Here is a 24949-nt window from a genome sequence, read left to right as displayed (position 1 = left end):
AGGAAACAAAAGATGAAACTTCAAAATATCTCAAAAAAATTATTGACGGGAGTTGTTTTCACCGCAGCCTTGGTCTCTTGCTCTGAGGATAAGATGGATGAGATCAACAAAGATCATAATCATACCACAGCAGTTCCCGCAAGGATGATCCTTACGGATGTCATGACTTCGACTGCGTTTAGCGTGGTTAGCGGCGATTTCAATTTATATGGTGGTATGTATGTGGAACATGAGACAGGTTCGCATAATCAATTCTACTATGCGGAAACCCGTTCTTCTTGTACATCGGCTTCTACCTTTAATAACTCATGGGGGGGAACCTATTCGACACTGAAAGATGCTTTGATCTCTGTCAAAGTCGCAGAAGAAGAGCAGAACTTCATAACAAAAGGCATTGCGGAACTTTTCGTGGCTTACAATTTGGCGATCTTGACAGATATGTATGGTGATACACCTTGGAAAGAGGCTTGTGACTATACAGTATCTATGACTCCCGCTATCGATAAACAAGAGGAGATTTATAAGGATATCATGGCCTATGTGGATGCCGCAATTGAAGATCTTCAGAAATCAGATCTGACGAGCCTGTCTAATCAAGATTTGATTTATAAAGGTGACGCTTCGGCTTGGCTAAAGACAGCTTATGGCTTGAAGGCTCGTTATACGATGCGCTTGATGGGACGTAGCGCTGATGTTAAGGGCGATATGGAAAAGGTGTTGGATTATATTTCCAAGTCGTACACCTCGGCAGCCGAGCAATGTAGCTATGCTATGTATGGTGTGGGTGTTAATATCAACCCATTTTTCGGAGTATTCTATTCTCGTTTAGGTGAAGTAGCCAGCCGAAGTATGTTTGATAAATTGAATGAGCGTAATGATCCGCGTATCAGACGTTGCTATGTGGAGGCTAACAGCCAAACGATGATTGCTTCTAAGGATGATCCATTATTGAATCTTGCTCATAATGGTGATTTAGTGCAAAGTCAGTTAGAATATACTGTTTCCATGTTCTGTGCAGCTCAAACCGCTCCGACTCACATCTTAAGTTATCATGAGGTATTGTTCTTGAAGGCAGAGGCTTTGTGTCGTTTAAATCGTAAGGATGAGGCAAAAGCAGTGTTGAAAGAGGCTGTTGTCGCAGGTATGGCTAATATGGAGGTTAATATCAAGTCTGCCCTCGCTTCTGATTATTGGGGAGGTTTCTTGAATGTAACAAACGAGGTGACACCGGAGGAGGCCGCTTCTTACTTTGATGAGAATGTCGTTCCCTTATTCGATGCTAATCCTTTGAAAGAGACGATGATTCAGAAATATATTTCTTTCTGGAACGCAGATGGAGAGTCTACCGAGTGCTATAATGACGTACGTCGTTTGAAGAGCTTGGGTGAGGATATTTATGGCTTGCAAAATCCGGGTAAGTTCCCGTTAAGATGTCCGTATGGTAATGATGATACTACGACTAATCCTAATATACAAGCTGCTTATGGTGATGGTCAGTATGTGTTTACCGAAAACGTATGGTGGGCTGGCGGAACTCGCTAATCAATATATAAAAGCATAACGAGTGACAACATTCAAAAAAGGGGAAGAATATCTTAATGATATTTTTCTCCTTTCTTATAAATCCACATTCTAGCCGAACTTCAATCGTGTCTCAATCTTCTCAAGATCGCGGACAATCGTCATATCCATGATATTGCTATAGATCTCGGTAGTACGAACACTTTTATGCCCTAACAACTTTTGTACCGTAGTTATATTCGCTCCATTATATAATAATAAGGTAGCATTTGTATGCCGAGCCGTATGAAAAGATACCTTCTTATCAATACTTGCCAATTGGCTGATTCGGCGTAATTGCTTATTCACGTTTGAATTAGAGGATAAGGGAACACCAAACAGGGTTCTCGGCGCATTCTTATATCGCTCATAGATAGGTAAAGATTTACCCTCGAACAAGAGGAATAGCGGCAAACGGACACTCACATCTGTCTTCACCGATGAATAAACCAGCCAAACCTTATCATCAATAATCAAAAAGTTCTCTTTCGTTATACTTACTATGTCTGAGAAACGTAATCCCGTGTAGCAACTAAATAAAAACATATCCAGACACCGGCGCAATGTACGCTGCCCATCCAGCTTTAAGTTTTCCAAACGACCTAACTCCTCAGGCGTTAAATGAGTACGCTTACTCTCTTGATATTTAATCTTATATTTCCGAAATGGATATTTGTGCAACTCGAACAACTCCTTATTAATCGCCAAGTTGATATATCGTTTCAAATGCTTCATATGTTTAGCGATCGTATTTCGATGATACTCCTGCTTCAATAAGAAATATTCAAAATCGCATAAGAAATTGAAATTAATATCCTTAAACAGAACGTCCTTTTTATATAAGGATAGAACATGCAAAGTGGACAAATGGTTTTTTAATGTCGATTCTTTCAAATTACTATGTAAAATCTCCTCACGCATGAAAACAAGAAAAGAGGAAGACGTAGATGTCGAAGAAGCCTCCTCACGCAGATCCTTCAACGAAAAACCGTTATTCGCTTGTCTCTTCTCCAGCTCATCTCTCTCCAACTCCATAACATAGTTCTGAAGATACAGGTTTAACGCATCCATATTCGGATGATTCTTTATGGAACGTCTCTTGTTGTCCCATTGACAAGGTTTCACATAAACCTTCGTTGAAAAATACCTCTTTTGCCTATTCAAATAGGCCTCTACTTGAATCAAAGCTTTTCCTTCCGCATTCAATTGCTTTTTTCGATTAAACACTAAGTTGTAAATTACTTTTTCCATGATACATTTATATATTATCTGATTGTAAACACGAAGGAACAATAATAAGTTCTTTGTAGCACAATCTACAAACTAAAAGTTTGTTATCACGGATTACCTACTAATAAAAAACCATATATCCAAGTAAATAAAAAGGGCCTACCAAATACATGGCAGGCCTCTCCTACTTTTCGAGATATTAAATCATATCAATAATCTTCACCTTCCCAACCTGTTTTACGGAATCCCTTAACCGTCATCGACTTTCCATTTTGAGTCAAGGTAAATTCAATGGCATCCACTTTTGTATTGGCTTGAGTAGTATAACCATCCACAATTACTTTACCAGAGATATTGAAGGTTACAGTAGAATTTATACCATCATCCGCATGGAGCAGATTAGCGATACCATCCCCATCAAAAGATTTAGAAGTGACATCGCAATGAATCTTGCCACGTACTCCCCAGTCGTTTGTGGCAACACTCATTTTTATCCACATCTTATCCGTGGCATCATCAGTCGTATTGTAAGTATTGCAGGTCACACCTTCCGCCAAGACACCACCATCCTCACCTGTAACATTAACTACCCATTCGCCACATAAAGGGTAAATAGCCGTGTATTCTATCTCGTAATCACCATAAGTCTCACAAGAAGAAAAGGTGACCAACGCCAATAAGATAACCAGTAATTTATTTATCTGTTTCATATTCAAAAAGCTTTTCTGATTAATATACATTTATAACACCCATTTATTTATGCCACCATTGTTTTTCCGCTAACGGAACTACCGCCGGAGTATTAGGGTTATAGTCTGAAGATGACTTCGGATACAATAAACGACGAGGATATTCACCCGGAGCCAACGCAGAACCAATGCAAGGAGTCAACTGCCCCCAAATATATCCTTCCTCATCCACATGCTTTGTCCCTAAAACAGGAATACCGGTACGATTGATATCAAACCATGCGTCCCATGCTTGACAACGAGTGGAAGCGATCCACTTCTGGGTCAAAATAGAGGTAAGCATTGAATTTTGGTCCGTACTATCGAAAGCATAAGGAGCACCTTCCGAAACAAACTCGGCAGCAGAATACCCCCAACGTTCAAACGCATAATTCACACCTTGCTCATAAGCCACTTTCGCTTTAGCCACATCATTCAAACGAGCGTAAGCTTCCGCTTGCAGGAACGCTACCTCAGCAGCAGACATAAAATAAACAGGATCTGTAGGACCTAGCTTAGCCACAGAGATCATACGAGTTGTTACCGCTACCGAGTTTGGGCGGTCACCATACTTCAAAGCTGTTGTCTCGCCGGAGCCATCCGTATTAGGTGAATAAAAATCATTTAAACGAGGATCCTCATATTTTTTCAAATAATCGCAAACCGTAGCGCACGCACGAATATTTACAGTTGAATTCAATTTACGACGGTCATTCTCATACAATGGATTTGATTTATTTTCCAAATCTTGAAAACAGTCCATCTTAGCGTCTACACTCAGCAAATCTCCTTCGTCGAGCAATGCCTTGATAGCAGCTTTATTCGTATCGAAATCACGCATCAACAATTTTAGCTTTAAACTCTTCGCAAATTGAATCCACTTATTCACGTCACCAGCGAACACCAAGTCTTGTTTTGTAACCGAAGGCAAACCACCTGCGGTAGCTTCCGCTTTTTTAGCGATAATCTCGTCCAACATCGCTAATAATCCCGGATAAACCACAGTCTTACTGTCATCATATTTCGGTGTAGTATTCTCATTCCCAAGAATAGCTTCTGTAAAAGGAATAGAGCCATAAGAGTCCACTAGGATATGATACATAAAGGCAGTCATAGTCTTACCCATTACCCAATAATTCCATTCTTGAGCCGATTCAGAGCTTTTGATAACCAAATCCAAGTCTGGCAGTGCTATTGAATAAGGTATAGACCACAAACGAGAATCGGATGCGTTAGTTATCGTATAGTTAACCAATGTATTATACTGGTTGGATGTATGTCCCTGCGTACATTGCTGAGACCACATGCTACCATATAATTCGTAAGTACCACCTACAATACTTGCTACTCCTGCGATACCAGAAGGAAGCAAAGTAGAAGAAGAGGCTTCCGTTGGATATTCCGGATTCTGGTTAATATCCAAATAATCGGAACAAGCTGTAGTCGCCATCAACAAGCAGCTAACCAGTCCTGTATATATTAAATTGTTTCTTTTCATACTATCTTTACTTTTTAAAGTTACTTATTATAATACAACTTTAATACCACCACCAAACGTACGGTTTGTCGGAGCCGCACCAAATTCACCAATTTCAGACAAGATGTCATTACCATAATTCGTACCTTCCGGATCTACGTAGTTGTTCTTTTTCGGGGTCCACATAAATAAATTACGTCCGATCAAACTAACTTGAACCATAGAGAATGGGGTTTGTTTCAACCATGCTTTCGGCAAAGAGTAAGAAAGTGTAATCTCTCTTAATTTCAAGTAATCTTTAGGTAAAATCCAATTTCTATACTGAGCGTAGTTGGAGGCGTTATTATAGTAGGTATTAACAGCGCTAGAAGCACCTCCCCAATGTACGATAGGTATATCATTCTCTACGTATTGACCATTTACGACTTTCACGGAATTAGGAACCACAAATGGTTCACGATTATTAAACACCGTATAAGTAGAGTTTCCGGCAAATGTAAGCAATTGAGAGGTATATGAATAGAACTCACCGCCATTACGCCAATCTAATACCGCTGATAAAGTAATCCCTTTCCATGTGAAATGCGTATTAAAGCCCATCAAGAAATTAGGTGTAGACGTTCCTACGATCTCTTTCTTGCTAGCATCAATTGTCGGCATACCGTTATTATCAACGATCACCTTACCATCATCAGTCGTGGCCAAAGCCGGAACCTTGAAAACGCCCAAAGGCTGACCTACTTCCGCAACGAAATCCACTTGATAGGAACTTGTCAATTTATACTCAGTTACATCATCCCATAACTCTTTCACCTCACTCCAGTTCTTACTGAAAGTAAAACCTAATCCCCACTCGAAATCTTTCGTACGAACAGGAATGCCATTCACTGCCAACTCGACACCTTGATTCGCAATCTTACCTACGTTGCGGGTCATAGACGTATAGCGAGACTCCGGAGCCAGACTAGCAGATATTATCTGATCTTTCGTACTCTTATTATAATAAGCAGCATCAATATCCAAGCGATTGTTAAACAGATGCGTTGTTAAACCGAACTCCCATTCTGTCGTGATCTCCGGACGAAGATCCATACTCGGCAAACGATTATACTCTGTCAAGCCTAATGTATTATTAATAGGTAAATATAAATCTCCAAAACCTAAACTGATTTGAGTCGGTGTAAAATAACTGCTAGTACGGTAAATCGGAGCATCGTTACCAGTCTGTCCCCAAGCTGCACGAACCTTCAAGAAATTCAGATAATCAGATTTCAAATCCTCAAACATATCCGTGATGATCAATGAAGTATTCACGCCACCATAGAAAAAGCTATTATTTCCTTGAGGTAAAGTAGATGACCAGTCGTTACGAATAGAAGCATTCACAAACCAGAAATTCTTGTAACCAAACTCACCTTGAGCGAACAAACCAACCAAACGGCGTCTATCAGAGTAAGTCGTAGTCATGGGCTTATCAACACCATTCGCTAAGTTAAACCATCCCGGTTGCTCCAAACCATACAGATAAGATTTCAAATAAGAACTCGTTTGTTGATTCAAGTTCCATCCAATCATACCATTCAAAGCGATATCCTCACCGATTTTATAATCCGCGTTTAAGAAAGCGGTCGCATCAATTTGCTCCACCTTGTCACGACGTTCCGTATAAGTACCGGGCTGCTGCTTCTTACCACCTAATTCACTCCAAGACCCTGAAGCGAAAGTCACTTTTTCATTCCATCTCTTTTGAGTAGCGTTCGTAAAGTCACCACCTAAACGTCCAACCGCCTTCAAACCTTTCATAATCTCAAAAGCAAGCTCGATCTTACCATAGACACGGTCATCTTGATACTTATTACGATTATGATCTAACACCCAATATGGATTCTCCGCATAAGCTGTATAGAAGTTATCCGTATTAAAATAAGGATTCGTATAATCTTTCATTGAGCTAATATCTACATCCACGGCATGTTGCAAAATCTCAGAAAACATCGTTGCACCATCATCTCCTTGGCCAGCAGCAGCTTGTGTGATATCTTTACGGACATAGTTCAAGTTTAATTCCGCAGAAAAACGTTTATATTTCATATTACCTCTTAACGAGATTGTATTACGAGCATATGAATCAGCGTCACCCGGTAATACACCGTCAGACTTCACATTACCATAGGAGGCAACAAAACCAAGTTTATCATTACCCATACGAATCGAGACGTTATTATTCGTCTCAAAACCAGTTTCATAAAAATCACGAAGATTGTTCTTTACATACGAGAAAGGCTTAGAAAGCGGAGTTAATAAACCTTCTGAGCCGTCTGAGTAAGGTCCCCAGATATGATCACGACCATCCAAAACCGGTCCCCAAGAACCATTCTCCATAGGTCCGAAAGATCCCCATCCTTGTCCGAAACGATCTTGTGTTTGAGGAACACGCAATACGCTAGATCCCATAAATGAGCCATCGTACGTAACAGAAAGCCTCTCAGCCCCAGCCCGTTTTGTTGTCACCATGATAACACCATTAGCAGCCCGGCTACCATAAAGGGCAGTAGCGGAAGCACCCTTCAAGACTGTTACAGACTCAACATCCTCTGGGTTAATGTCATTAGCTTGGTTACCAAAATCCACGGAGTTAGAGAAAGAATCCTCACCTTGGAAATCATTCATAATAGGCACACCATCCACCACATACAAAGGTTGATTAGCACTGAAAGAACTGATACCACGCACGATTACTTTCTGAGAAGAGCCTGTAGCACCACCGCTAGTAATATTCAAACCCGCAACCTTACCAGTCAAACCTGACATCACTGATCCAGACTTAGCGGCATTCAAATCTTCACTCTTCACAGTAGAGGCTGCATAGCCCAACGCCTTTTCCTGCTTTTTCATACCAATCGCAGTTACGACAACCTCCTCAAGATTCTGGGTACCAGACTGAAGGACTACCCTCAACACATCTTGTACCGGAACCTCACGAGCAATCATACCCACATAAGAAATTACCAGAGTCTTCGCGGAACCTATGAATAATAGGTTATTTTTTATTATTACTTAGTTTTCGCGGAACTTGGTACATCCAAACTGAACACACCATCAAAATCCGTTACTGTACCTGTAGTAGTACCCTTGACTATTACAGACGCACCAATAATCGGTTCACTGTCTTCGGCGGAAATAACAGTACCTGTTACTTTCCTCGTCTGAGCTGTGGCCAATCCAATGCCTAAAACTAGGCAAAGTAAAAGATAAGTCAACTTGTTCATAGACACACTCTTTTTTTGTTTAACTTATATAATATATTCGCAATAGATATTCAAAGACTTATATTTTAAGGGTCGTATGAATGCAAATGTAACAATAAATTTATTATAACAAATAAATAATTAAAAAATTTCAATAAAACAACAAGAAAAGGCTAATGGGTAGAAAATATGGAGACTTTTTCAACCACAATTTAAATGCCGTAATATGTACACCAAATATTACAGCTTAGATCATCAACAAAGAACCATATTTTTAACATTTTGAAAAATAGGAATATATATTAGGTATGCATTAAAAAATAACTTAGGACGGCTCCGATATAAGTCATAAGTTCTACAACACCCAAAGACCTAGGAAAGGCTTTTCAAGTGATTAGTTATTCACTTCCCAAGCTGTTAGTTAGCGGCTAGGTATAGCCGTTAGTTATTCACTTGAGTAGCCGATAGTCGTTATTATTATTCGCTTATTTTCAATTATTTACGCATAAGTAGCCAATGCCTTCTCGCAATCCGATCCGCAAAGAAATGATCGCATGAAAATTGTAACAAGTTATTTCTTGAGCGTTACTGAATAATCACAAGCAATGACAAGGTTCCGCGAAGACTCTGGTATTTTCATACGTCGGAATGGTTGCGAAAGAAGCTCCAATCCAAGATGTAATGAAAGTTGTTTTGAATACGGCGGCGACAGAGCTGGATGAAGTTATGGTTGTCGCTTATGGTACGGCGAAAAAATCATCTTTCACGGGATCCGCTAAAGCGGTAAACGCAGAAGATATCGTAGCTGGCTCCAAAGAGTCCTTGGATAAGGCTCTTTCTGGAAAGATGTCCGGTGTTCGCGTAACCTCCAACACTGGTGATCCAGGAGCTCCCGGTGATATCAATATCCGTGGTGTCGGCTCTATCAGCGCAGCCAAGTCTCCTCTATATGTCGTGGATGGCGTGCCTGTAAAATCAGACTCGGATATGGCATACTACGGGAAACAGTCCAGTTTGCTAAGCTCCTTGAACCCTGATGATATTGAGAGCATGACGGTGTTGAAAGATGCCGCAGCAGCTTCCTTGTACGGCTCTCGTGCAGCGAATGGCGTTATCATCATTACGACCAAAGCCGGAAAAAGAGGCAAGACGAAAGTAAGTTACAATGGCGAGGTCGGCTGGAGCAATATGGCTGTAAAACAGTACGAGACAATGAATGCCTCCGAATTGCTCCTGTACGGAAAAGAAGCGATTTCCAATTATTATATCCTAAACGGACTCGCTGGCAACCGTGATCAAGCATACGCCTTGATTGACAAGGAAGGCGACATGGAAGCATTCTTCAACGACCCATCGGGTAACACGGATACCAATTGGCGTGATGAGGTTTACCGTACAGCCTTGACGCATAACCATCAATTATCCGTAAACGGAGGTAACGACCGTACACAATTCTATGTAGGTCTTGGTTATAATAATGCGGAAGGTATCGTAATCGGTAGCGATTTCGAACGTTTCTCCGGTCGTATCAATTTAGATCATCAAGTAAATAATTGGTTGACTATCGGTGTTAAGCAAATGATCGCATTCACTACCCAAAATGGTTTCCGTGATCAGCAAAATCAAGATCAAGGTATCGGTACTGCTTCTCCACTGAGCTTGGTGTACTCCTCAGACCCGACGGCTCCCGTAAAGAATCCGGACGGTACATACAACGCCGACTCAAACTGGGGTGCCGCTTCCAATCCGCATCTAATGTTGGGCAAGGAACAATGGATTAAATCCCGTGTAATGCGTAGTATGTCTAACATTGATTTAGGCGTAAAATTCTCCAAGCAATTATCGTTCAAGACGATTTTTGGTTACGACTATATCGATACGAAACACTTTGAGTATTGGTCTCCCAACAGCGTGGACGGTAAGGCCGTAGGCGGCTTGGGATCTCGCTATACTTACGAGAACCGCAATTTAACAAGTTCTTCCACGTTACGCTACGCTAATACATGGAACGATGTTCATAATTTTGACATCCTAGGTGGTTTCGAGGTAACAGAAGACGAACTGACAGCCATCTATACTACGGCAAAACAATACTCAACCGACAAGTTACCGGAATTAGGAAACGGACAACCAGATGGCGCATCCAGCGAAGTATTTGGCTCCGGAATCGTATCCTACTTGGCTACCGGCAACTATAATTACGACAATAAATACTATCTGTCTGCCAGTTTCCGTCGGGATGGTTCTTCTCGCTTGGGAACCGATAATCGCTGGGCGAATTTCTGGTCCGTATCTGGCGCATGGCGCATCAGTGGCGAGAATTTCCTTAAAGACAATGAATTGTTCTCTGATCTAAAAGTTCGCTTCTCTTACGGTACAAATGGAAACTTGCCGGGCTCATATTACGCGAACCAAGCGTTATATGCGTTCTCTGGTGGTTATGGCCCCTCTTCCGCCATCTATTGGAATCAAGCAGGAAATGAGGAATTAGGTTGGGAGAAGTCCAAAAACATGAATGTGGGTTTTGACTGGAACTTATTCAACCGAGTAAATCTGACAGTAGAATATTACAACAAAACAACGACCGACCTGTTATTCGAGATCCCGACTTCTATCGTCACAGGTTTTGAGAAAAACTGGCAAAACCTTGGTAAGCTACGCAATAGCGGTATCGAGATAGAGGTAAATTCCCAAAACATCAAGAATCAGCACTTCTCATGGGACACGAATTTCAACCTTACATTCCAGAAGGCGACGATCAAGGAATTGCCGAACCATAACGACATCGAATATGGAGACGGCGATATGTATCTGCACCGAGAGGGAGAATCCATGTATACTTTCTATCTGCCGGAATGGAAAGGCGTGAATCCGGATACAGGACTAGGAGAATTCTGGAAAGATCCAAACGATCATAGCAAAGGAGTAGTGAACAAGTACGATGAGGCTGAAAAAGGAATCGTAGGCAAAGCCATTCCCGACGTAACGGGAGGTTTGACAAACACGTTCCGGTTATATGATTTCGATCTTTCATTCTTGATTACCTATCAATTTGGTGGCGATATATTCGATTATCCGAACTACTTCTTCCATCATGACGGATTCCGTTTAGGTTCATTCAACCTAGAAAAGAGCGTAGCGGGTAATTATTGGATGAACCCGGGCGACAACGCCTTATACCCGAAGCCTATCTACCAGAATCCATATCGCTCGGATCGCTTCTCCAGTCGTACCATCGTATCTTCTGACAATATCCGTATGCGTGAAATCACCTTGGGATACAATGTACCGGTATTGAAAAACATATTCAGTAATCTGCGTGTGTACTTCCGTGCGAATAATCCGTTCATGATCTGGGCAAAGACAAAAGGCATCGACCCGGATGTTCCCTTGAATGGTTATCGCCAGGTAGATACCCCGGTCTCTAAAAGCTTTGTCTTTGGTGTAAACATCACATTATAATTTATTAAAATAGAATCTATATGAAAAAGATATATTTAGTAGGTCTAGCGTTCGCCTTATTAACGGCCTCCTGCGATGATGTCCTAGAAAAGACATCATCTACCCAATTACCTACGATAGACGCAATCTCTTCCGTAGCCGATTTGACAAATGCCGTGAATGGCGTATACGAGCAACAGGCTACAGAGGTAGGCTCGTATGGAGCGGAATTCACATTGCTGGCCGATTTACGAAGTGGGGATTTCCAATCTATCTCCACGGTGAATCATGCCGGCCCCATGTATCGTTACCAAACAGGTAAAAACGATGAGATGGTTTATAGTTTCTATAAATTATTCTACAATAGTCTAGCTCGCCTTAATAATGTATTAGCCGCCGCCGAGAATCTTGAAGGTGCGGATGTAGACATATTGAAAGGAGAACTATACGCTATGCGCGCCTTGTATCATTTCGATTTAGCCAGAGTATTCGCTAAATTACCATCAACAACAGATATGAACGATCTGGGCATCGTACTCTCCACAGAGGTTTATCCCACGGATTATATCGGGACCCGGGCGACCTTACAGCAGACATACGACCAGATATTGAAAGATATCGAGACCGCATTGCCTCTTTTGAGTAAAGATAAACAAACCGGACACATCAATTATTGGGGGGCTTTAGCGATCCGCGCACGCGCTTACCTTTACTTAGAAAAGAATAAAGAGGCACTGGCTGACTGTAAGGAGATTATCGCTTCCTCTCCTTATAAGTTATACACACGGGATGAATATATAGGCGCATGGGATAAGGAAGGAACGAACGAGGCTATATTCGAGATCTTAGTTACCCCAAATTATAACGCGCAACGTAACTCTATCGGTTATTTTACACATGCCTCCGGCTACGGTGAATGTGCCGCTACTGAATCTTTCCTGGAAGAGCTGGCTAAGCATCCGGGAGATATCCGTACGGAATTATTCGCAAAAGAGACCGATAATGGCTATGACGGGACCTATCCGCAAAAGTATAAGGGACGTGACGGGCAAATCTATGTAAACAATCCAAAGGTCGTGCGCCTTTCCGAAGTTTACCTAATAGCGGCCGAGGCCGCACTAAAAGCAGGGGATACCTCCGCGGCCGCCGGATATATGAATACGTTACGCAAGAATCGTATTGAGAATTATACCGGTGTCGCTTCTATCACGTTGGATGATATCTTACTGGAAAGACGCCTAGAATTATTCACGGAAGGACATACCGCTTGGGACGCTTGGCGTAACGGCAAGTCTGTCAACAATAAATTCGTAGGTGAGGTTAAGCCGGGCGATTACCGTACGATCATGGCAATTCCTATCGGAGAAATCACCGTATCAAGAGGTCAGTTGATACAGAACCCAGGATATTAATCCTTTATCCATAAGTATTTATTGATTTTAGAGGATGTGCCACTTCACCACGGCACATCCTCTTTTTCTTTGTACGCTCACGAGTGCTTCACTAGCTCGAACCGCTTGTCTACACAAGCAGGTAATTCATGCGGGTAATGGGTTACGTAAATCAAGGTTTTTCCCGGGCGATCGCAGAATTGCTCGATAATAGCAGCCGCCTTTTTCTTATTGCTCACATCCAGACCGTGGAGAGGCTCATCTAATATAATTAAATCGGGATCTTTCACGAAAGCTCTCGCTAATAAAGCCAAACGTTGTTCTCCCGATGATAAGGTCAAGAATAAACGGTCTTTCAAATGTTCGATACCAAAAACTTTCATCCACTCCAAGGCTACCGTTTCTTGCTCCGCATTACACTTACGAAACAAGCCGATCGAATCGAAAAAGCCGGAACCGACAATATTCAAGGTAGGGACATTCTCCTTATAATATAAGTGCATCTCCGGCGATACATATCCGATACGCTTCTTGATATCCCAAATACTTTCCCCGGAACCTCTCTTTCTATCAAACAAATACAACGTATTCGCATACGACTGGGGATTATCCGCGTAAACCAAACTCAGCAAGGTAGATTTACCAGCGCCATTCGGACCGAATAACGCCCACTTCTCCCCGTTCTTGATTTCCCAATCCAAATCTTTCAAGATCGTACGGCTACCATAGCGTATTTTCACATGCTCCATGCGTAAAGTCACCTCATGTAAAGAGGCTATCTTGTTCATATCCACAGGTAAACGAACCTTACCAACTTCCTCGCATGCATGAATGCCTTCCGTTGGAAAAAGACGGGCGATTAATTCCGTATCCGACATAAACTCCTCTCGAGTCAGCGGAGGCAGGCAAGTACGATCATGGATAGGCAATACATGCGTGATCATTGCCGGTATGTCATTGGGGTTAGATAATAACAAGACAACTTGAACGCCATTCAATTTTGTCATTTGCCCCAGCATCTCTACCAATAAATCCCGGGATGGAGCGTCTAAGCCGATAAAAGGATTATCCAAGATCAAGACACGAGGACGGCTAAGCAACGTCCGGACAATCAAGAATTTTCGTAATTCACCACTTGATAAGAAGATCAACCGCTTAGGCAATAAATCCTCTATACCGAAAAGAGTCAATATCTTCGCTAAATTATCAGAGCCGGCATATTCCTTCAACAATTCCTCGACAATAGGCATCTCCTCCGTCTCTGTCGAATGCCAACGCTGTTGGTAATAAGAATTCCGGCAATCCGCCAACGAATAAATATCCTTAAACGCTATGCTCTTGATAAAGTCACTCACCTTACCATCCCCGGAGAACACGACCTCACCTTCCTTAAAAGCGAATTTACGCTGCATAATATCCGCTATCAAGGTTTTACCAGCGCCATTCGGACCGATTACAGCCCATTGCTGTCCTTCATCAATTCTCCAATTCACGGGTGCCGTAAACCGCAATTCCGGCAAACGAGTAACGATATTCTTAATATCGACCACCATCATTCCTTCTTTTTCCATCTTTTTTCTAAATAAGCCGGACAAAGATACATAGTTTATTAAAAAATGACAGCATAATGACAAAAAAAGGGGCCACTCATCACGAGCAGCCCCTCTATAGTATACAGGCACTTGGTATGTCTATGTTAACTAGTAGTTAATGAACGCCTGTACGTGTATCCCACCACATTTGTTTACCCCACAAATTATCCACGACTTCCGCATCGAAGGGAGCACAATTCGCATTGTTCAAATTACGTTCCTTATCAGGATACGGAGAGCGGAATGGAGGTACGTTATGATTAGAATAGTTTGCCGGACGGCCCGGAGCCGGATACAAGTTGTCTGGCACGCCTGTACGGCGATACAATGACCAACCTTCCATTCCTTGCTTGAACATGGCAACCCATTCCTCATAATAAATCTGTTTCTTATCATTCGTGAACTTACCCGCGTTCGCAAGGTAATCCGCTATATCTTCGGCAGATACGCTATTCTCTTCCATGGAATAGGTAACAGCCTTATTGTATGCGTCCTCTGCGGAGATTCCGGTATTCCATCCCAACATAGATGCCTCAGCGACACAGAACCAAGGCTCAGCGACACGCATATAAGGAGAAAAACCAGCCAAGTCCGTAAAGAAACGTGCTCCCCAAATGGAATATTTAGAAGCTACCGCATTCGCTTTCGCCCCGATCGTATAACCTACATACTTAGGCTCACCGGCCTCCACACTTTCTTTTGTGGGTTGGAAATAAGATGAGCGACGAGGGTCCTCACGTGTATTCATATGATCCACGATCACGTCTGCGGCACAATACTCCGTCTTACGTGTACGATAACCGTCTGCCATCGGTTCGTAATAGTTGGGGTCTGTTCCGATCCACCAGAAGAAAGCATTATCATCGTTGCTTTCCATGATCGGATACTTAGTGGGATTACCCATAACTTCCTCTACGGTCTCCTTAGCCAACGCCGGGGAAACCTCTGAGATACGCATCGCTAAACGAAGACGCATAGAATTACAATATCTCTGCCACTTCTCGATATCACCACCGAATAACAGGTCTCCCTCGCCTAAGTCATCACTACCACCATCGGCAAAGCCATCCGCTGCTTCCTTCAACGTAGCCAATAAGCCCGGATAAATATCCTCTTGCTTATCGTATTTCGGCTGCAAGATTCCATCCGTCATCTTAGCGGCATCCGTATAAGGGACATCACGCCAACGATCCGTGGCCACCTGCATCAAATGAACCTGCATAACCTTCGATACGTTCAGCATATTAGGAGTCTCATTAAACGTGGCACGCTTCTCGATATCTTTCAGGTTATTCAATATACGATACAAATACTCCCAGTTCGTATCCTGTACACCCGTACGGAAATTATAGCGGGACTCGTCGATATAAGTCATCTTCGAAGCATATCCGCAGAAAGTCATCGGCTCATCCATTGCGAACCACCGATCATACAGACGATAGGATGTGTAATATAAAGAATACGCCAGAAGATTCGTCGTAGGCACATCCGTAGGGCTATCTGGGTCTGTATTGACCTCCTCAAACGAATCGGTACACGAGCTACCGAATACAGTAGCGCCGACCATCATAGCCATCATGAAATTCTTGATATATCTTTTCATATTAAATTCCTCAGATTAATGTTGATTAAAATGTTACACCTAACTTAAGACCAAAACTACGAGAAGGAGGATAAGAGTTGGACTCAAAACCTACACCAGAGTTGAATCCTCTGCTTGTAGCCGCAGTCTCGGGATCATCACCACCGGTACTTGTAGACTCCGGATCAATATGAGCGATATTTGACTTATGCACCCAAAGCAACGCCAAGTTCGTACCAACCAATGATACATGAGCGGCCTTGATACATTTAGTCTTCTCTAGAATTGATTTCGGGAAATTATATGTCAGGTGAGCCTCACGCAATTTCAAGTAAGAACCATCGAATACAGACATCTCACAAATCGTATAATAATTATAGAAGAAGTCCTCCGCGTTGACAGCGACATCATTAATCTTACCATCTGCGGTCTTGAAGACCTTGTCCGTCATATAATTCTGGCCAAGTACGACGCCATTCTCACGCAAATCGCCTTCTGCCGTGTGTTTCAAGATACCCGTCTGAGAACCGAATGCTTGTGTAACAGAATATATGTCACCACCCAAACGGAAATCCAATAAGAAACCGAAGCTCCAATCCTTATAAGAGAACTCATTGCTGAAACCAGCCAACCACTTCGGCGTAACATCACCGATCTCTTTTCCGGCCTCGTACACAGGAATACCATCCTCTACCAAGATCGAGCCATCCTCATTATATACGTAACCAGTACCTACCAAAGTACCCCAGCTCTTACCGACCATAGCATAGTTCTTCACGCTCCAGCTACTACCGATTTGGTAAGCGTCCAAGGACTGTCCGGTAACGGGATCTGTATAAAGCTCATCGATTCGGCTCTTATCCTTCGCCCAGTTCAACGTAGCCGTCCAGTTGAATCCCTTCGGATTCTTGATGATATCACCGGATACCTGCAACTCGACACCCTTGTTGCTGATCTTTCCAGCGTTGATATACATAGAGGTATAACCGGTAGAGGTAGCCACATTCGCATTCATGATCTGATCGCTCGTCACCTTATTATAATATGCGGCATCAATATGCAAACGATTGTTGAACAAATTAGCCTCAACACCAACTTCCCAAGTCTTTACGCTCTCCGGACGAAGATTTGTAGGAGGAAGGATTGTCGGATTATAGAACAATGTAGTACCATTGAACGAAGAACTGATCAATGAATAATAAGCGTTCGAACGATACGGGTCCGTTGCGGAACCGATCTTTGCCCAACCACCACGCAATTTCAAGAAATTCAAATAATCGCCATTTTGCAATCCGGGGAATGTCTCGGTCAAGATCCAGCTACCACTGAAAGAAGGATAGAAGAAAGCGTCCTTGATCGTAGAGTCCCAGTCATTACGGACACTTACCTCGGCATAAGCCATATTCTTGTAGCCGATAGAGGCATTAGCGTATACAGAGTTTGAACGACGTTTCTCATGGTCGTTCAAGGTGTACGGGGTTCCATGAGCGTTCGCTACGGTAAACAACCCCTCTGCGGTCAATTCGTCCGCACCTGTCCCCATGATAGCTGTTTGATAATCACGATAGTTGGCTCCAGCCAAACCATTCAAGGCCCAATCACCGAAGTTCTTGTTCACGTAGGCGATAAAGTCCGCGTTAAACTCAGTCATCGAACGGTCGAAGCTACGGAAATATCCATTCGGATAGTCGATATTCCATAAAATACGAGAGAACTGATTAGAATCGTAATGATCCAAGCCCATACGACCTTCAAACTTTAACCAATCGGTCGGTTTGATATACAAAGAGGTCTTGCCATAGAAACGATTACGATCATAACTATTGGTATTCTTATTCAATGTCCAATACGGATTCGCATGGAAAGACTGTATCCAGTTATAATGCGTATATTTTCCATACTCATCCACTTGATCCCAATTATTCTTCAAATCCTTCAAATCAACTTGACGACCAAACCACTGCATGATAGACTGCAAAGCATTCGTACTGTTATATCCCGTACCCGGCAAGTTCGCGCTTTTCGTGCGAATATAATTCGCAGACAAGTCGAAATCAATATACTTATTAAACGTCATTTTCGTGTTCACCGCCATAGCATAGCGCTTCTGATCAGTGTTCGGGGTCGTACCGCTTTGATCACGGAAAGATAAAGATGCGCGTGTAGACGTTTTATCCGTAGAGGCAGACAAAGCCACCGTATGATTCATTGAATAACCCGTTTGGAAGAAATTCTTGATATTGTCCGGGCAGGAAACCCAAGGAGTAGCCTGACGCACGCCATCGATCACCGGGCTATTGTATTGCGGCAAATTCAATCCGATATCCAAGCGAGGTCCCCAAGACTCATCCGCGTTATCGTTGATACCACTACCCATACCATCTACATAATTGTAACCATTCTCCAAGGCAAAAGTTTGATAATCGCCAGAATATCCCCCCGCTTGCGCTTCCTTCCAATCATACTCGGAAGCGTAATAGCCTTGTCCGTACTTATTCTGCAATCTAGGCAAATTATAAACCCGGTCAATCGTGATATCACCCTCATAAGAGATAGATACACCCTTGTCTTTCTTACCGGATTTAGTAGTAACCAAGATAACGCCATTACCGGCACGCATACCATACAAAGCGGCAGATCCACCCTTCAACACAGAGATGGACTCTATATCCTCCGGATTAATATCATTCAAGCCGGAACCCAAGTTTACAGTGGCACCTTTCGCATTATCATTAGCGATAGGCACACCGTCCACAACGATCAACGGTTGGTTATTACCAAAAGAGGAATTACCGCGAACCACGATATTCTGCGACGCACCAACCTGTCCACCTTGAGAAGTAATCTGCACACCGGCGATCTTACCGGAAAGTGAGGTCGCCAAGCTCTGTTGGCCAGCTTTTGTCAACTCATCAGATTTCACCTCTTGCAGGGCATAACCCAAGGCTTTCTTCTCACGAGTCAAACCCATAGCGGTTACAACCACCTCATCCAACGCTTTTGAATCCGAGTCCAAAACAACGTTGATCACGGATGCCACAGGTACTTCCTTCGTTTTCAATCCTACATAAGAAATAAAGATCATCTTAGCGTCTCTCGGTACATCTAAACTAAAGTTTCCCTCAAAGTCCGTAACCGTACCAATCGTAGTGCCTTTCACAACGACAGCCGCACCGATCACGGGTTGCTGATCTTCCGATGATATAACATTACCTGTTATCTTCATCGTCTGTGCCGTTGCGACTCCTATGCCTATAAACAAGCATAATAACAAAAAAGTCAACCTTCTCATAAACACGCTTTTTATTTAACAATTAATTATTTAAATCAAATTTCACACATAACTTACCATAGTTTACGAAGAACTTAGTTTAAAACAGCAGGATTATACATGCACATATATAAAATTACATTAAAATATTTACTTTACTTTTACATACAATCACACATACACCTAATCCTCACACTGCAAATATAAAGAATATTTTCTGTTAAAAACAAATAATACCATGATTTTGTGTCATTAAAACAGTCAAATATATTTCATAACGTCATTTCCAGACCTATTAAATGTATATTTTGACACATAAGCAATATCATAATAACACAAAACCAATCAAGCAATAGGTGTTTTTTAGTTAATCTATTTTACAACAATAAAGATTATACAAGATTTTAATATCATTTTAACAAACTATTTGATCTTTGATAAAAAAAAGAAGATTTCCTTAAGAATCATAGCATTTCAACCTATTTCGCTTTCACTTGTAAATAAAATCGTTCTTCGTAGACTATGTTCCTTCCAAAATAAATGAATACATTTGCCTCACGTAAATCTTTAAAACTAATAGCATGAAACATTTTCTTTTAGCCATGGCTACTTTATGGTGTGTGGCAAGTACATTCTCCTCATTCGCGGCGGATAACAATAAATGGAAGCCTCTCTTCGGTAAAAATCTGGAAAACGCCAACTACAATCCGGAAGTTTGGAGCGAGACTGATGGCGTGTTAGGTGCCGTGAAGGACGAGTCTATCTGGACAAAGGATGAATATGAGAACTTCGAGCTGGATCTTGATTTTAAGACCGACGTGGGCACGAACAGCGGAGTAGTCGTTTACTGTACGGACACGAAGGATTGGATACCCAACTCGGTAGAAATACAGATAGCGGACGACCATTGTGAAAAATGGGGAAACGGCAAGCCGTATGAGAAATGCGGAGCCATTTACGGACATCTAGGCGCCGTGCAAGACAAGGTAGTCAAAAAACCCGGAGAGTGGAATCATATGCGTATCAAATGCGCCGGACAACATATCATGGTTATCCTCAATGGAAAGAAAGTTACCGAAATGGATATGAGCAAATGGACTTCCGGCACCAAGAACCCGGATGGAAGCGATATCCCAAGTTGGTTGCCCAAACCTTTCGCCGAATTACCGACCAAAGGATTTATCGGATTACAAGGAAAACATGGAGATTCATTAATCTGGTTCCGTAATATCAAGATTCGGAGTCTTTGATAGACCTATTATATAATGTACGTGAGGGGCCATAAACAGCCCCTCATCTATTTAAAAGACTCTCGTCCCTTTTCCTTGGTGAATCTCCGAGGCTTGCGTAATAATCACTTGCTTCACCCCGGCGTCTATCGCTTGGTAAGCGTTTTCCAGCTTCGGGATCATGCCCCCTTGGATAATTCCTTGTTCTACATATCCCTTAAACGCTATACGATCGATTTCCGGTATCACGCTCTCATCATCGTTCTCGTCCAACAAAACGCCTTTTTTCTCGAAACAGAACATCAATGTCACCTCAAAATGTTTCGCCAACGCTTTAGCGGCTTCTCCCGCTATCGTATCAGCGTTCGTATTCAACATATGGCCTTGCTTATCATGTGTAAGAGGAGCCAGTACCGGCACGATACCTTGATGGATAAGAGAGGCTAGCAAATCGGCATTCACCTCTTTCACGTCGCCTACGAAACCATAATCCACCTCTGCCACGGGACGTTTGTCGGAGCGCATCAAATTCATGTCCGCACCAGTCAATCCTAAAGCGTTTACGCCCAACGCCTGCAAGCCCGCTACGATGTTTTTATTCACCAACCCGCCATAGACCATTGTCACGACCTTCAAGGTCTCGGCATCTGTAATACGGCGACCGTTCACCATCTTGCTCTCGATCCCTAGTTGGGCGGCAAGCTTGGTAGCCGAGCGTCCTCCCCCATGCACCAAGACCTTATATCCCTCGATAGCAGCGAAATCGTTCAATAATTGACGAAGCGTTTCTTCTTCCTCAACGATCTTCCCTCCTACCTTTATCAAGACTAGTTTTTCCATACTTAATTCTTTTTTATAAAATTTTCTCGCCAAAGTTACTAAAAAAAGAAAGATTTGTATACATTTGCACTCGCAATGCGGTAGTAGCTCAGTTGGTAGAGCATCAGCTTCCCAAGCTGAGGGTCACGAGTTCGAGCCTCGCCTACCGCTCTATCAGGCATTAGGCGATTATCCAAATAAGGATGGTCGCCTAATTTTGTTTTATCTCCTCAATGCTCCTTCTAAAAACAACGTCTGTTTCTCTAGCTAGAAACTAGAGTTTTGTGCAAGGGAAACTTCTGTTTCCTCATAGGAAAACTTTTGTTTTCCCTAGAAGAAACTAAAGTTTCTTAAAAAAAATCCACAAAAACTGCAACACTCTTATAATCAAAGACGTAACCAAGTTTCCTTTTCCCTTTATAATAAAAACAAAGCTATCTCTTTTCTCGACATAAAGCCATATGTTATGCTTAAACGATCTATACTGTTTAAGAAAAATAATCTACCTTTGCGTCAAATAATCAAGAAGAGAATGACAAAAAGCATATTTCTATTCCTGCTGGGGATTCTTTCCCTATCGGCGATAGCGCAACCCAAACTGAGCGAGGAAGCCCGTATCAGTCTGATGACCAGCGCACCATACGATGAAGAGGTATTCACCGTGTACGGGCATGCCGCTCTACGCATATACGATCCCAAGCAAAATATAGATTATATATTCAATTACGGTATATTTGATTTCTCCAAACCTAATTTTATCTACCGATTCGCTAAAGGAGAGACGGATTATAAACTGGGAGTAGCCGATTTCCAAGACTACGTGATCGAGTACCAAATGCGGGGCAGCGATATCACGGAACAAGTATTGAACCTCACCCAAGAAGAGAAAGAACATATATGGGATGCCCTGCTTATTAATTACAGGCCGGAGAACAGGGTATATCGTTATAACTTCTTCTTCGATAATTGCGCTACCCGCCCTGCCGCGATATTGGAAAAGGAGATCAACGGGAGCATCGATTATCAGTATCCCTATCAATCCCAGACCTTCCGGGATCTTATTAATTATTGTACCCGAAACCATCCGTGGCTCACATTCGGATGCGACCTAGCGCTAGGCAGCCCCACCGACCGGGAGGCCACCCAGCACGAGATGCTCTTCCTCCCCCCTTATCTAAAAGAAGCGTTCTCTAAAGCCACCATCACGGGCCCGGACGGGACAATCCGCCCATTGGTGAGCGAGACCCACGTGATCGGAGCCGGGGAAGCCGACGAGCTGGAAAAAGATATCTGGGATTTATTCACCCCTTTAGTCTGCGCTTGGCTTCTGTTCGGAATCGTTTTAGGGCTTACTTGGATCGAATGGCGCAAAAAAAAATACTTCTTGTGGGTGGATTGTGTCCTTTTCTCGGTAGCCGGAGCCGGAGGTGTCATCCTCTTCTTTCTTAGCTTCATATCCGTCCATCCCTGCACGTGGCCGAACTGGTCTTTGGTATGGTTACAGCCGCTCGATTTGATCGCTGTTATTTTGTTTTGCGTAAAAAAGCTGAAGAAGGCTGCATATTACTATCATTTTATTAACTTTGCGGCGCTTACGCTGATGTTACTGGGATGGTATTTCATTCCGCAACATCTAAACAGTGCCTTTATTCCGCTTGTAGCCTCGATTTGGGTTCGTTCGGGTTGGGGTGTTTACAGAAAGATATGGAGAATCGGATGAGAAAAATTATAACGTCACTTATCGCTATCCTCGTGGTAACAAACCTTGAGGCGCAGCAACGTACCCCCAAATTGGTGGTATGTATTACTGTGGATCAGCTAAGGGGCGACTATATAGAATACTTTTATAATACATTTGGCGAACGTGGCTTCAAGCGTTTGATGAACGAGGGGTTGGTGTATAACAATATCCGCTTCGAGTTCTCCGACATAGACCAAGCCAGCGCGTTCGCGACTCTTTTTACCGGAAGCAACCCTTGCTTCAGCGGTATCGCCGGAGATAAGACGTTTGATTTCGAGAAAGAGAAAGAGGTCTCGATCTTAAATGATCCTGAATATCTGGGTAATTACACGAAAGAGAATTATTCGCCCAAGAATTTATTCAGTTCCACGATCGGCGACGAGTTGAAAATCGCCTCTCAAGGAAGAAGCGACGTATATTCCATCGCCCCGGATGCCGAGAGCGCCATCCTTTCCGCCGGACATGCGGCCAACGGAGCTTTCTGGATGGATAACACCAACGGGAAATGGGCTACCACGACGTACTACAAGGGAATCCCTTGGTACGTAGACCGCTATAATAACGGCCCGGAATCCTTGGCGTCACGCTTAGAAACCATGGTATGGACTCCTACCCTTCCGATGGAGAAATACGATGCCTTTCCTTACGTATTGGATGATCTTCCTTTCCGCTATACGTTCAGCGAGAAGTTCGCGAACTGCTATCCGAACCTAAAGACCTCTCCGTTCATCAATAAGGAGATCAATCGCTTGGCCCTCCAGTTCCTAGAGTACGGAGGGTTTGGTACACGCAGTTGCCCGGATATGTTGTCTATCACGTACTACGCGGGCAATTACCGGGGTACGATGAGCAAGGAATACACCCGGGAGATTCAAGATACGTATTATCAACTCGATCAAGATATCGAGAAGCTACTGGATACGATCGACAAGAAAGTGGGCTTGGCCAATACATTGGTAGTCTTCACCGGTTCCGGTTATTATAAAAGCGAGGAGTCTTATCCGGACGGCCTGATGGTGAACGGTGGCGAGTTCCACCCGAAACGTTGTCTGGCCCTGCTTAATATGTACTTGATGGCCATTTACGGCCAACATACCAGTTGGGTACAAGGATACTACAACAACCAGATCTACTTGAACCGCAAGGCGATAGAAGACGCCAAGCTGGATTTGACGACTTTACAGAACAAGGCCGCCGAATTCATACAGGAATTTAGTGGCGTACAACTCGTCACCACGGGCAGAAGCTTGCTTACGGGCGACTGGAACGAGGGAACCGCCAAATTCCGTCAAGGTACGCACCATTTGAGACGGGGCGATCTGATCATCGAGTTGCAACCCGGTTGGAAAGTGAACCTCGACAATCCGAAAGAAAAAGTCAAGATTATACGCAATAATGCTGTTATCACCCCGCTGGTATTTATGGGCAACGGGTTGAAACCCCAACATATCTACCGCGAAGTCAAGGCCACTGAGGTAGCCCCCACGGTAACCCATGTGCTAAGAATCAGGCCACCAAACGCTACGCAAAGCTTGCCGCTCTGGGAGCTGACAACCATATAATAGAGAATTGATTATTAAAGTTGATAATTATCAAGGGTTGTGGCTCTTCTTTCTATTTATTATTATCTAATTATTCAA

At 42.9% G+C, this 24949-nt stretch carries 15 protein-coding genes and 1 tRNA gene; 7 read left to right on the top strand and 9 right to left on the bottom strand.

Features of this window, described 5'->3' with window-relative positions; genetic code table 11:
- The first annotated feature begins 12 nt into the window (after nucleotides 1-12).
- Nucleotides 13-1542: a SusD/RagB family nutrient-binding outer membrane lipoprotein gene (locus HMPREF0999_RS15160; protein ID WP_009276300.1), complete on the top strand. Its 1530-nt coding sequence runs from the start codon at nucleotides 13-15 to the stop codon at nucleotides 1540-1542.
- A gap of 90 nt (nucleotides 1543-1632) precedes the next feature.
- Here the strand turns inward: HMPREF0999_RS15160 and HMPREF0999_RS15155 are convergent, their stop codons facing one another.
- From HMPREF0999_RS15155 to HMPREF0999_RS15135, 5 genes are all read right to left on the bottom strand, one after another.
- A complete protein-coding gene (locus HMPREF0999_RS15155) occupies nucleotides 1633-2811 on the bottom strand; it encodes a site-specific integrase (protein WP_005855634.1) in 1179 nt (392 codons plus the stop codon).
- Between the two features lie 188 nt (nucleotides 2812-2999).
- Nucleotides 3000-3500 carry a lipid-binding protein gene (locus tag HMPREF0999_RS15150; protein WP_008780938.1) on the bottom strand — a complete coding sequence of 167 codons (501 nt, stop codon included), beginning with the start codon at nucleotides 3498-3500 and terminating at the stop codon, nucleotides 3000-3002.
- Between the two features lie 43 nt (nucleotides 3501-3543).
- The gene (locus tag HMPREF0999_RS15145; protein ID WP_005855630.1) at nucleotides 3544-5016 is read right to left on the bottom strand and encodes a SusD/RagB family nutrient-binding outer membrane lipoprotein; all 1473 of its coding nucleotides are present in this window, start codon (nucleotides 5014-5016) and stop codon (nucleotides 3544-3546) included.
- 27 nt (nucleotides 5017-5043) lie between these two features.
- The gene (locus HMPREF0999_RS15140) at nucleotides 5044-7986 is read right to left on the bottom strand and encodes a SusC/RagA family TonB-linked outer membrane protein (protein ID WP_009017730.1); all 2943 of its coding nucleotides are present in this window, start codon (nucleotides 7984-7986) and stop codon (nucleotides 5044-5046) included.
- Between the two features lie 62 nt (nucleotides 7987-8048).
- Entirely contained in the window at nucleotides 8049-8264 is a 216-nt protein-coding gene (locus HMPREF0999_RS15135; RefSeq protein ID WP_009276299.1) for a carboxypeptidase-like regulatory domain-containing protein, read from the bottom strand.
- Nucleotides 8265-8870: 606 nt separating this feature from the next.
- On the opposite strand from HMPREF0999_RS15135, the gene HMPREF0999_RS15130 reads away from it, so the two are divergent.
- Together HMPREF0999_RS15130 and HMPREF0999_RS15125 are read left to right on the top strand one after the other, a co-directional pair.
- Nucleotides 8871-11705: a SusC/RagA family TonB-linked outer membrane protein gene (locus HMPREF0999_RS15130; protein ID WP_080504959.1), complete on the top strand. Its 2835-nt coding sequence runs from the start codon at nucleotides 8871-8873 to the stop codon at nucleotides 11703-11705.
- 20 nt (nucleotides 11706-11725) lie between these two features.
- Entirely contained in the window at nucleotides 11726-13096 is a 1371-nt protein-coding gene (locus tag HMPREF0999_RS15125; RefSeq protein WP_009276298.1) for a RagB/SusD family nutrient uptake outer membrane protein, read from the top strand.
- A gap of 77 nt (nucleotides 13097-13173) precedes the next feature.
- On the opposite strand, the gene HMPREF0999_RS15120 is transcribed toward HMPREF0999_RS15125, so the two are convergent.
- The 3 genes from HMPREF0999_RS15120 to HMPREF0999_RS15110 form a co-directional block, all read right to left on the bottom strand.
- On the bottom strand, nucleotides 13174-14646 hold the full coding sequence (locus tag HMPREF0999_RS15120; protein WP_010184676.1) for an ATP-binding cassette domain-containing protein: 1473 nt from the start codon (nucleotides 14644-14646) through the stop codon (nucleotides 13174-13176).
- A 136-nt stretch (nucleotides 14647-14782) separates the two neighbouring features.
- On the bottom strand, nucleotides 14783-16270 hold the full coding sequence (locus tag HMPREF0999_RS15115) for a SusD/RagB family nutrient-binding outer membrane lipoprotein (protein ID WP_005855620.1): 1488 nt from the start codon (nucleotides 16268-16270) through the stop codon (nucleotides 14783-14785).
- 25 nt (nucleotides 16271-16295) lie between these two features.
- Nucleotides 16296-19541, bottom strand: a complete 3246-nt coding sequence (locus HMPREF0999_RS15110; protein ID WP_005855618.1) for a SusC/RagA family TonB-linked outer membrane protein — start codon at nucleotides 19539-19541, stop codon at nucleotides 16296-16298.
- A gap of 560 nt (nucleotides 19542-20101) precedes the next feature.
- On the opposite strand from HMPREF0999_RS15110, the gene HMPREF0999_RS15105 reads away from it, so the two are divergent.
- Nucleotides 20102-20770 (top strand): DUF1080 domain-containing protein, encoded by a 669-nt coding sequence (locus HMPREF0999_RS15105; protein WP_005855615.1) that lies wholly within the window; start codon nucleotides 20102-20104, stop codon nucleotides 20768-20770.
- Between the two features lie 51 nt (nucleotides 20771-20821).
- Here HMPREF0999_RS15105 and argB read toward each other — a convergent pair whose 3' ends face one another.
- Nucleotides 20822-21589, bottom strand: a complete 768-nt coding sequence (gene argB, locus HMPREF0999_RS15100) for an acetylglutamate kinase (RefSeq protein WP_005855613.1) — start codon at nucleotides 21587-21589, stop codon at nucleotides 20822-20824.
- Between the two features lie 77 nt (nucleotides 21590-21666).
- Here argB and HMPREF0999_RS15095 point away from each other — a divergent pair.
- The 3 genes from HMPREF0999_RS15095 (at nucleotide 21667) to HMPREF0999_RS15085 (ending at nucleotide 24871) form a co-directional block, all read left to right on the top strand.
- Nucleotides 21667-21739: transfer RNA gene (locus HMPREF0999_RS15095), tRNA-Gly, on the top strand.
- 361 nt (nucleotides 21740-22100) lie between these two features.
- Nucleotides 22101-23288, top strand: coding sequence for a DUF4105 domain-containing protein (locus HMPREF0999_RS15090; RefSeq protein ID WP_010184683.1), 1188 nt, complete (start codon nucleotides 22101-22103; stop codon nucleotides 23286-23288).
- Nucleotides 23285-24871 carry an alkaline phosphatase family protein gene (locus HMPREF0999_RS15085; protein WP_009276295.1) on the top strand — a complete coding sequence of 529 codons (1587 nt, stop codon included), beginning with the start codon at nucleotides 23285-23287 and terminating at the stop codon, nucleotides 24869-24871. The genes HMPREF0999_RS15090 and HMPREF0999_RS15085 overlap by 4 nt, the downstream gene beginning before the upstream one ends.
- Nucleotides 24872-24949 lie beyond the last annotated feature (78 nt).

The sequence above is a fragment of the Parabacteroides sp. D25 genome, from assembly GCF_000307475.1.
GTDB lineage: Bacteria > Bacteroidota > Bacteroidia > Bacteroidales > Tannerellaceae > Parabacteroides > Parabacteroides distasonis.
The sequence above is the reverse complement of the archived record's forward strand: the minus strand, read 5'-3'. Positions and strand labels throughout refer to the sequence as shown.

Bases quoted from the DNA above. Each gene is read 5' to 3' on its own strand.
- HMPREF0999_RS15160 (WP_009276300.1), top strand. From the start codon at position 13: ATGAAACTTCAAAATATCTCAAAAAAATTATTGACGGGAGTTGTTTTC.
- HMPREF0999_RS15155 (WP_005855634.1), bottom strand. From the start codon at position 2,811: ATGGAAAAAGTAATTTACAACTTAGTGTTTAATCGAAAAAAGCAATTG.
- HMPREF0999_RS15150 (WP_008780938.1), bottom strand. From the start codon at position 3,500: ATGAAACAGATAAATAAATTACTGGTTATCTTATTGGCGTTGGTCACC.
- HMPREF0999_RS15145 (WP_005855630.1), bottom strand. From the start codon at position 5,016: ATGAAAAGAAACAATTTAATATATACAGGACTGGTTAGCTGCTTGTTG.
- HMPREF0999_RS15140 (WP_009017730.1), bottom strand. From the start codon at position 7,986: ATGATTGCTCGTGAGGTTCCGGTACAAGATGTGTTGAGGGTAGTCCTT.
- HMPREF0999_RS15135 (WP_009276299.1), bottom strand. From the start codon at position 8,264: ATGAACAAGTTGACTTATCTTTTACTTTGCCTAGTTTTAGGCATTGGA.
- HMPREF0999_RS15125 (WP_009276298.1), top strand. From the start codon at position 11,726: ATGAAAAAGATATATTTAGTAGGTCTAGCGTTCGCCTTATTAACGGCC.
- HMPREF0999_RS15120 (WP_010184676.1), bottom strand. From the start codon at position 14,646: ATGGAAAAAGAAGGAATGATGGTGGTCGATATTAAGAATATCGTTACT.
- HMPREF0999_RS15115 (WP_005855620.1), bottom strand. From the start codon at position 16,270: ATGAAAAGATATATCAAGAATTTCATGATGGCTATGATGGTCGGCGCT.
- HMPREF0999_RS15110 (WP_005855618.1), bottom strand. From the start codon at position 19,541: ATGAGAAGGTTGACTTTTTTGTTATTATGCTTGTTTATAGGCATAGGA.
- HMPREF0999_RS15105 (WP_005855615.1), top strand. From the start codon at position 20,102: ATGAAACATTTTCTTTTAGCCATGGCTACTTTATGGTGTGTGGCAAGT.
- argB (WP_005855613.1), bottom strand. From the start codon at position 21,589: ATGGAAAAACTAGTCTTGATAAAGGTAGGAGGGAAGATCGTTGAGGAA.
- HMPREF0999_RS15090 (WP_010184683.1), top strand. From the start codon at position 22,101: ATGACAAAAAGCATATTTCTATTCCTGCTGGGGATTCTTTCCCTATCG.
- HMPREF0999_RS15085 (WP_009276295.1), top strand. From the start codon at position 23,285: ATGAGAAAAATTATAACGTCACTTATCGCTATCCTCGTGGTAACAAAC.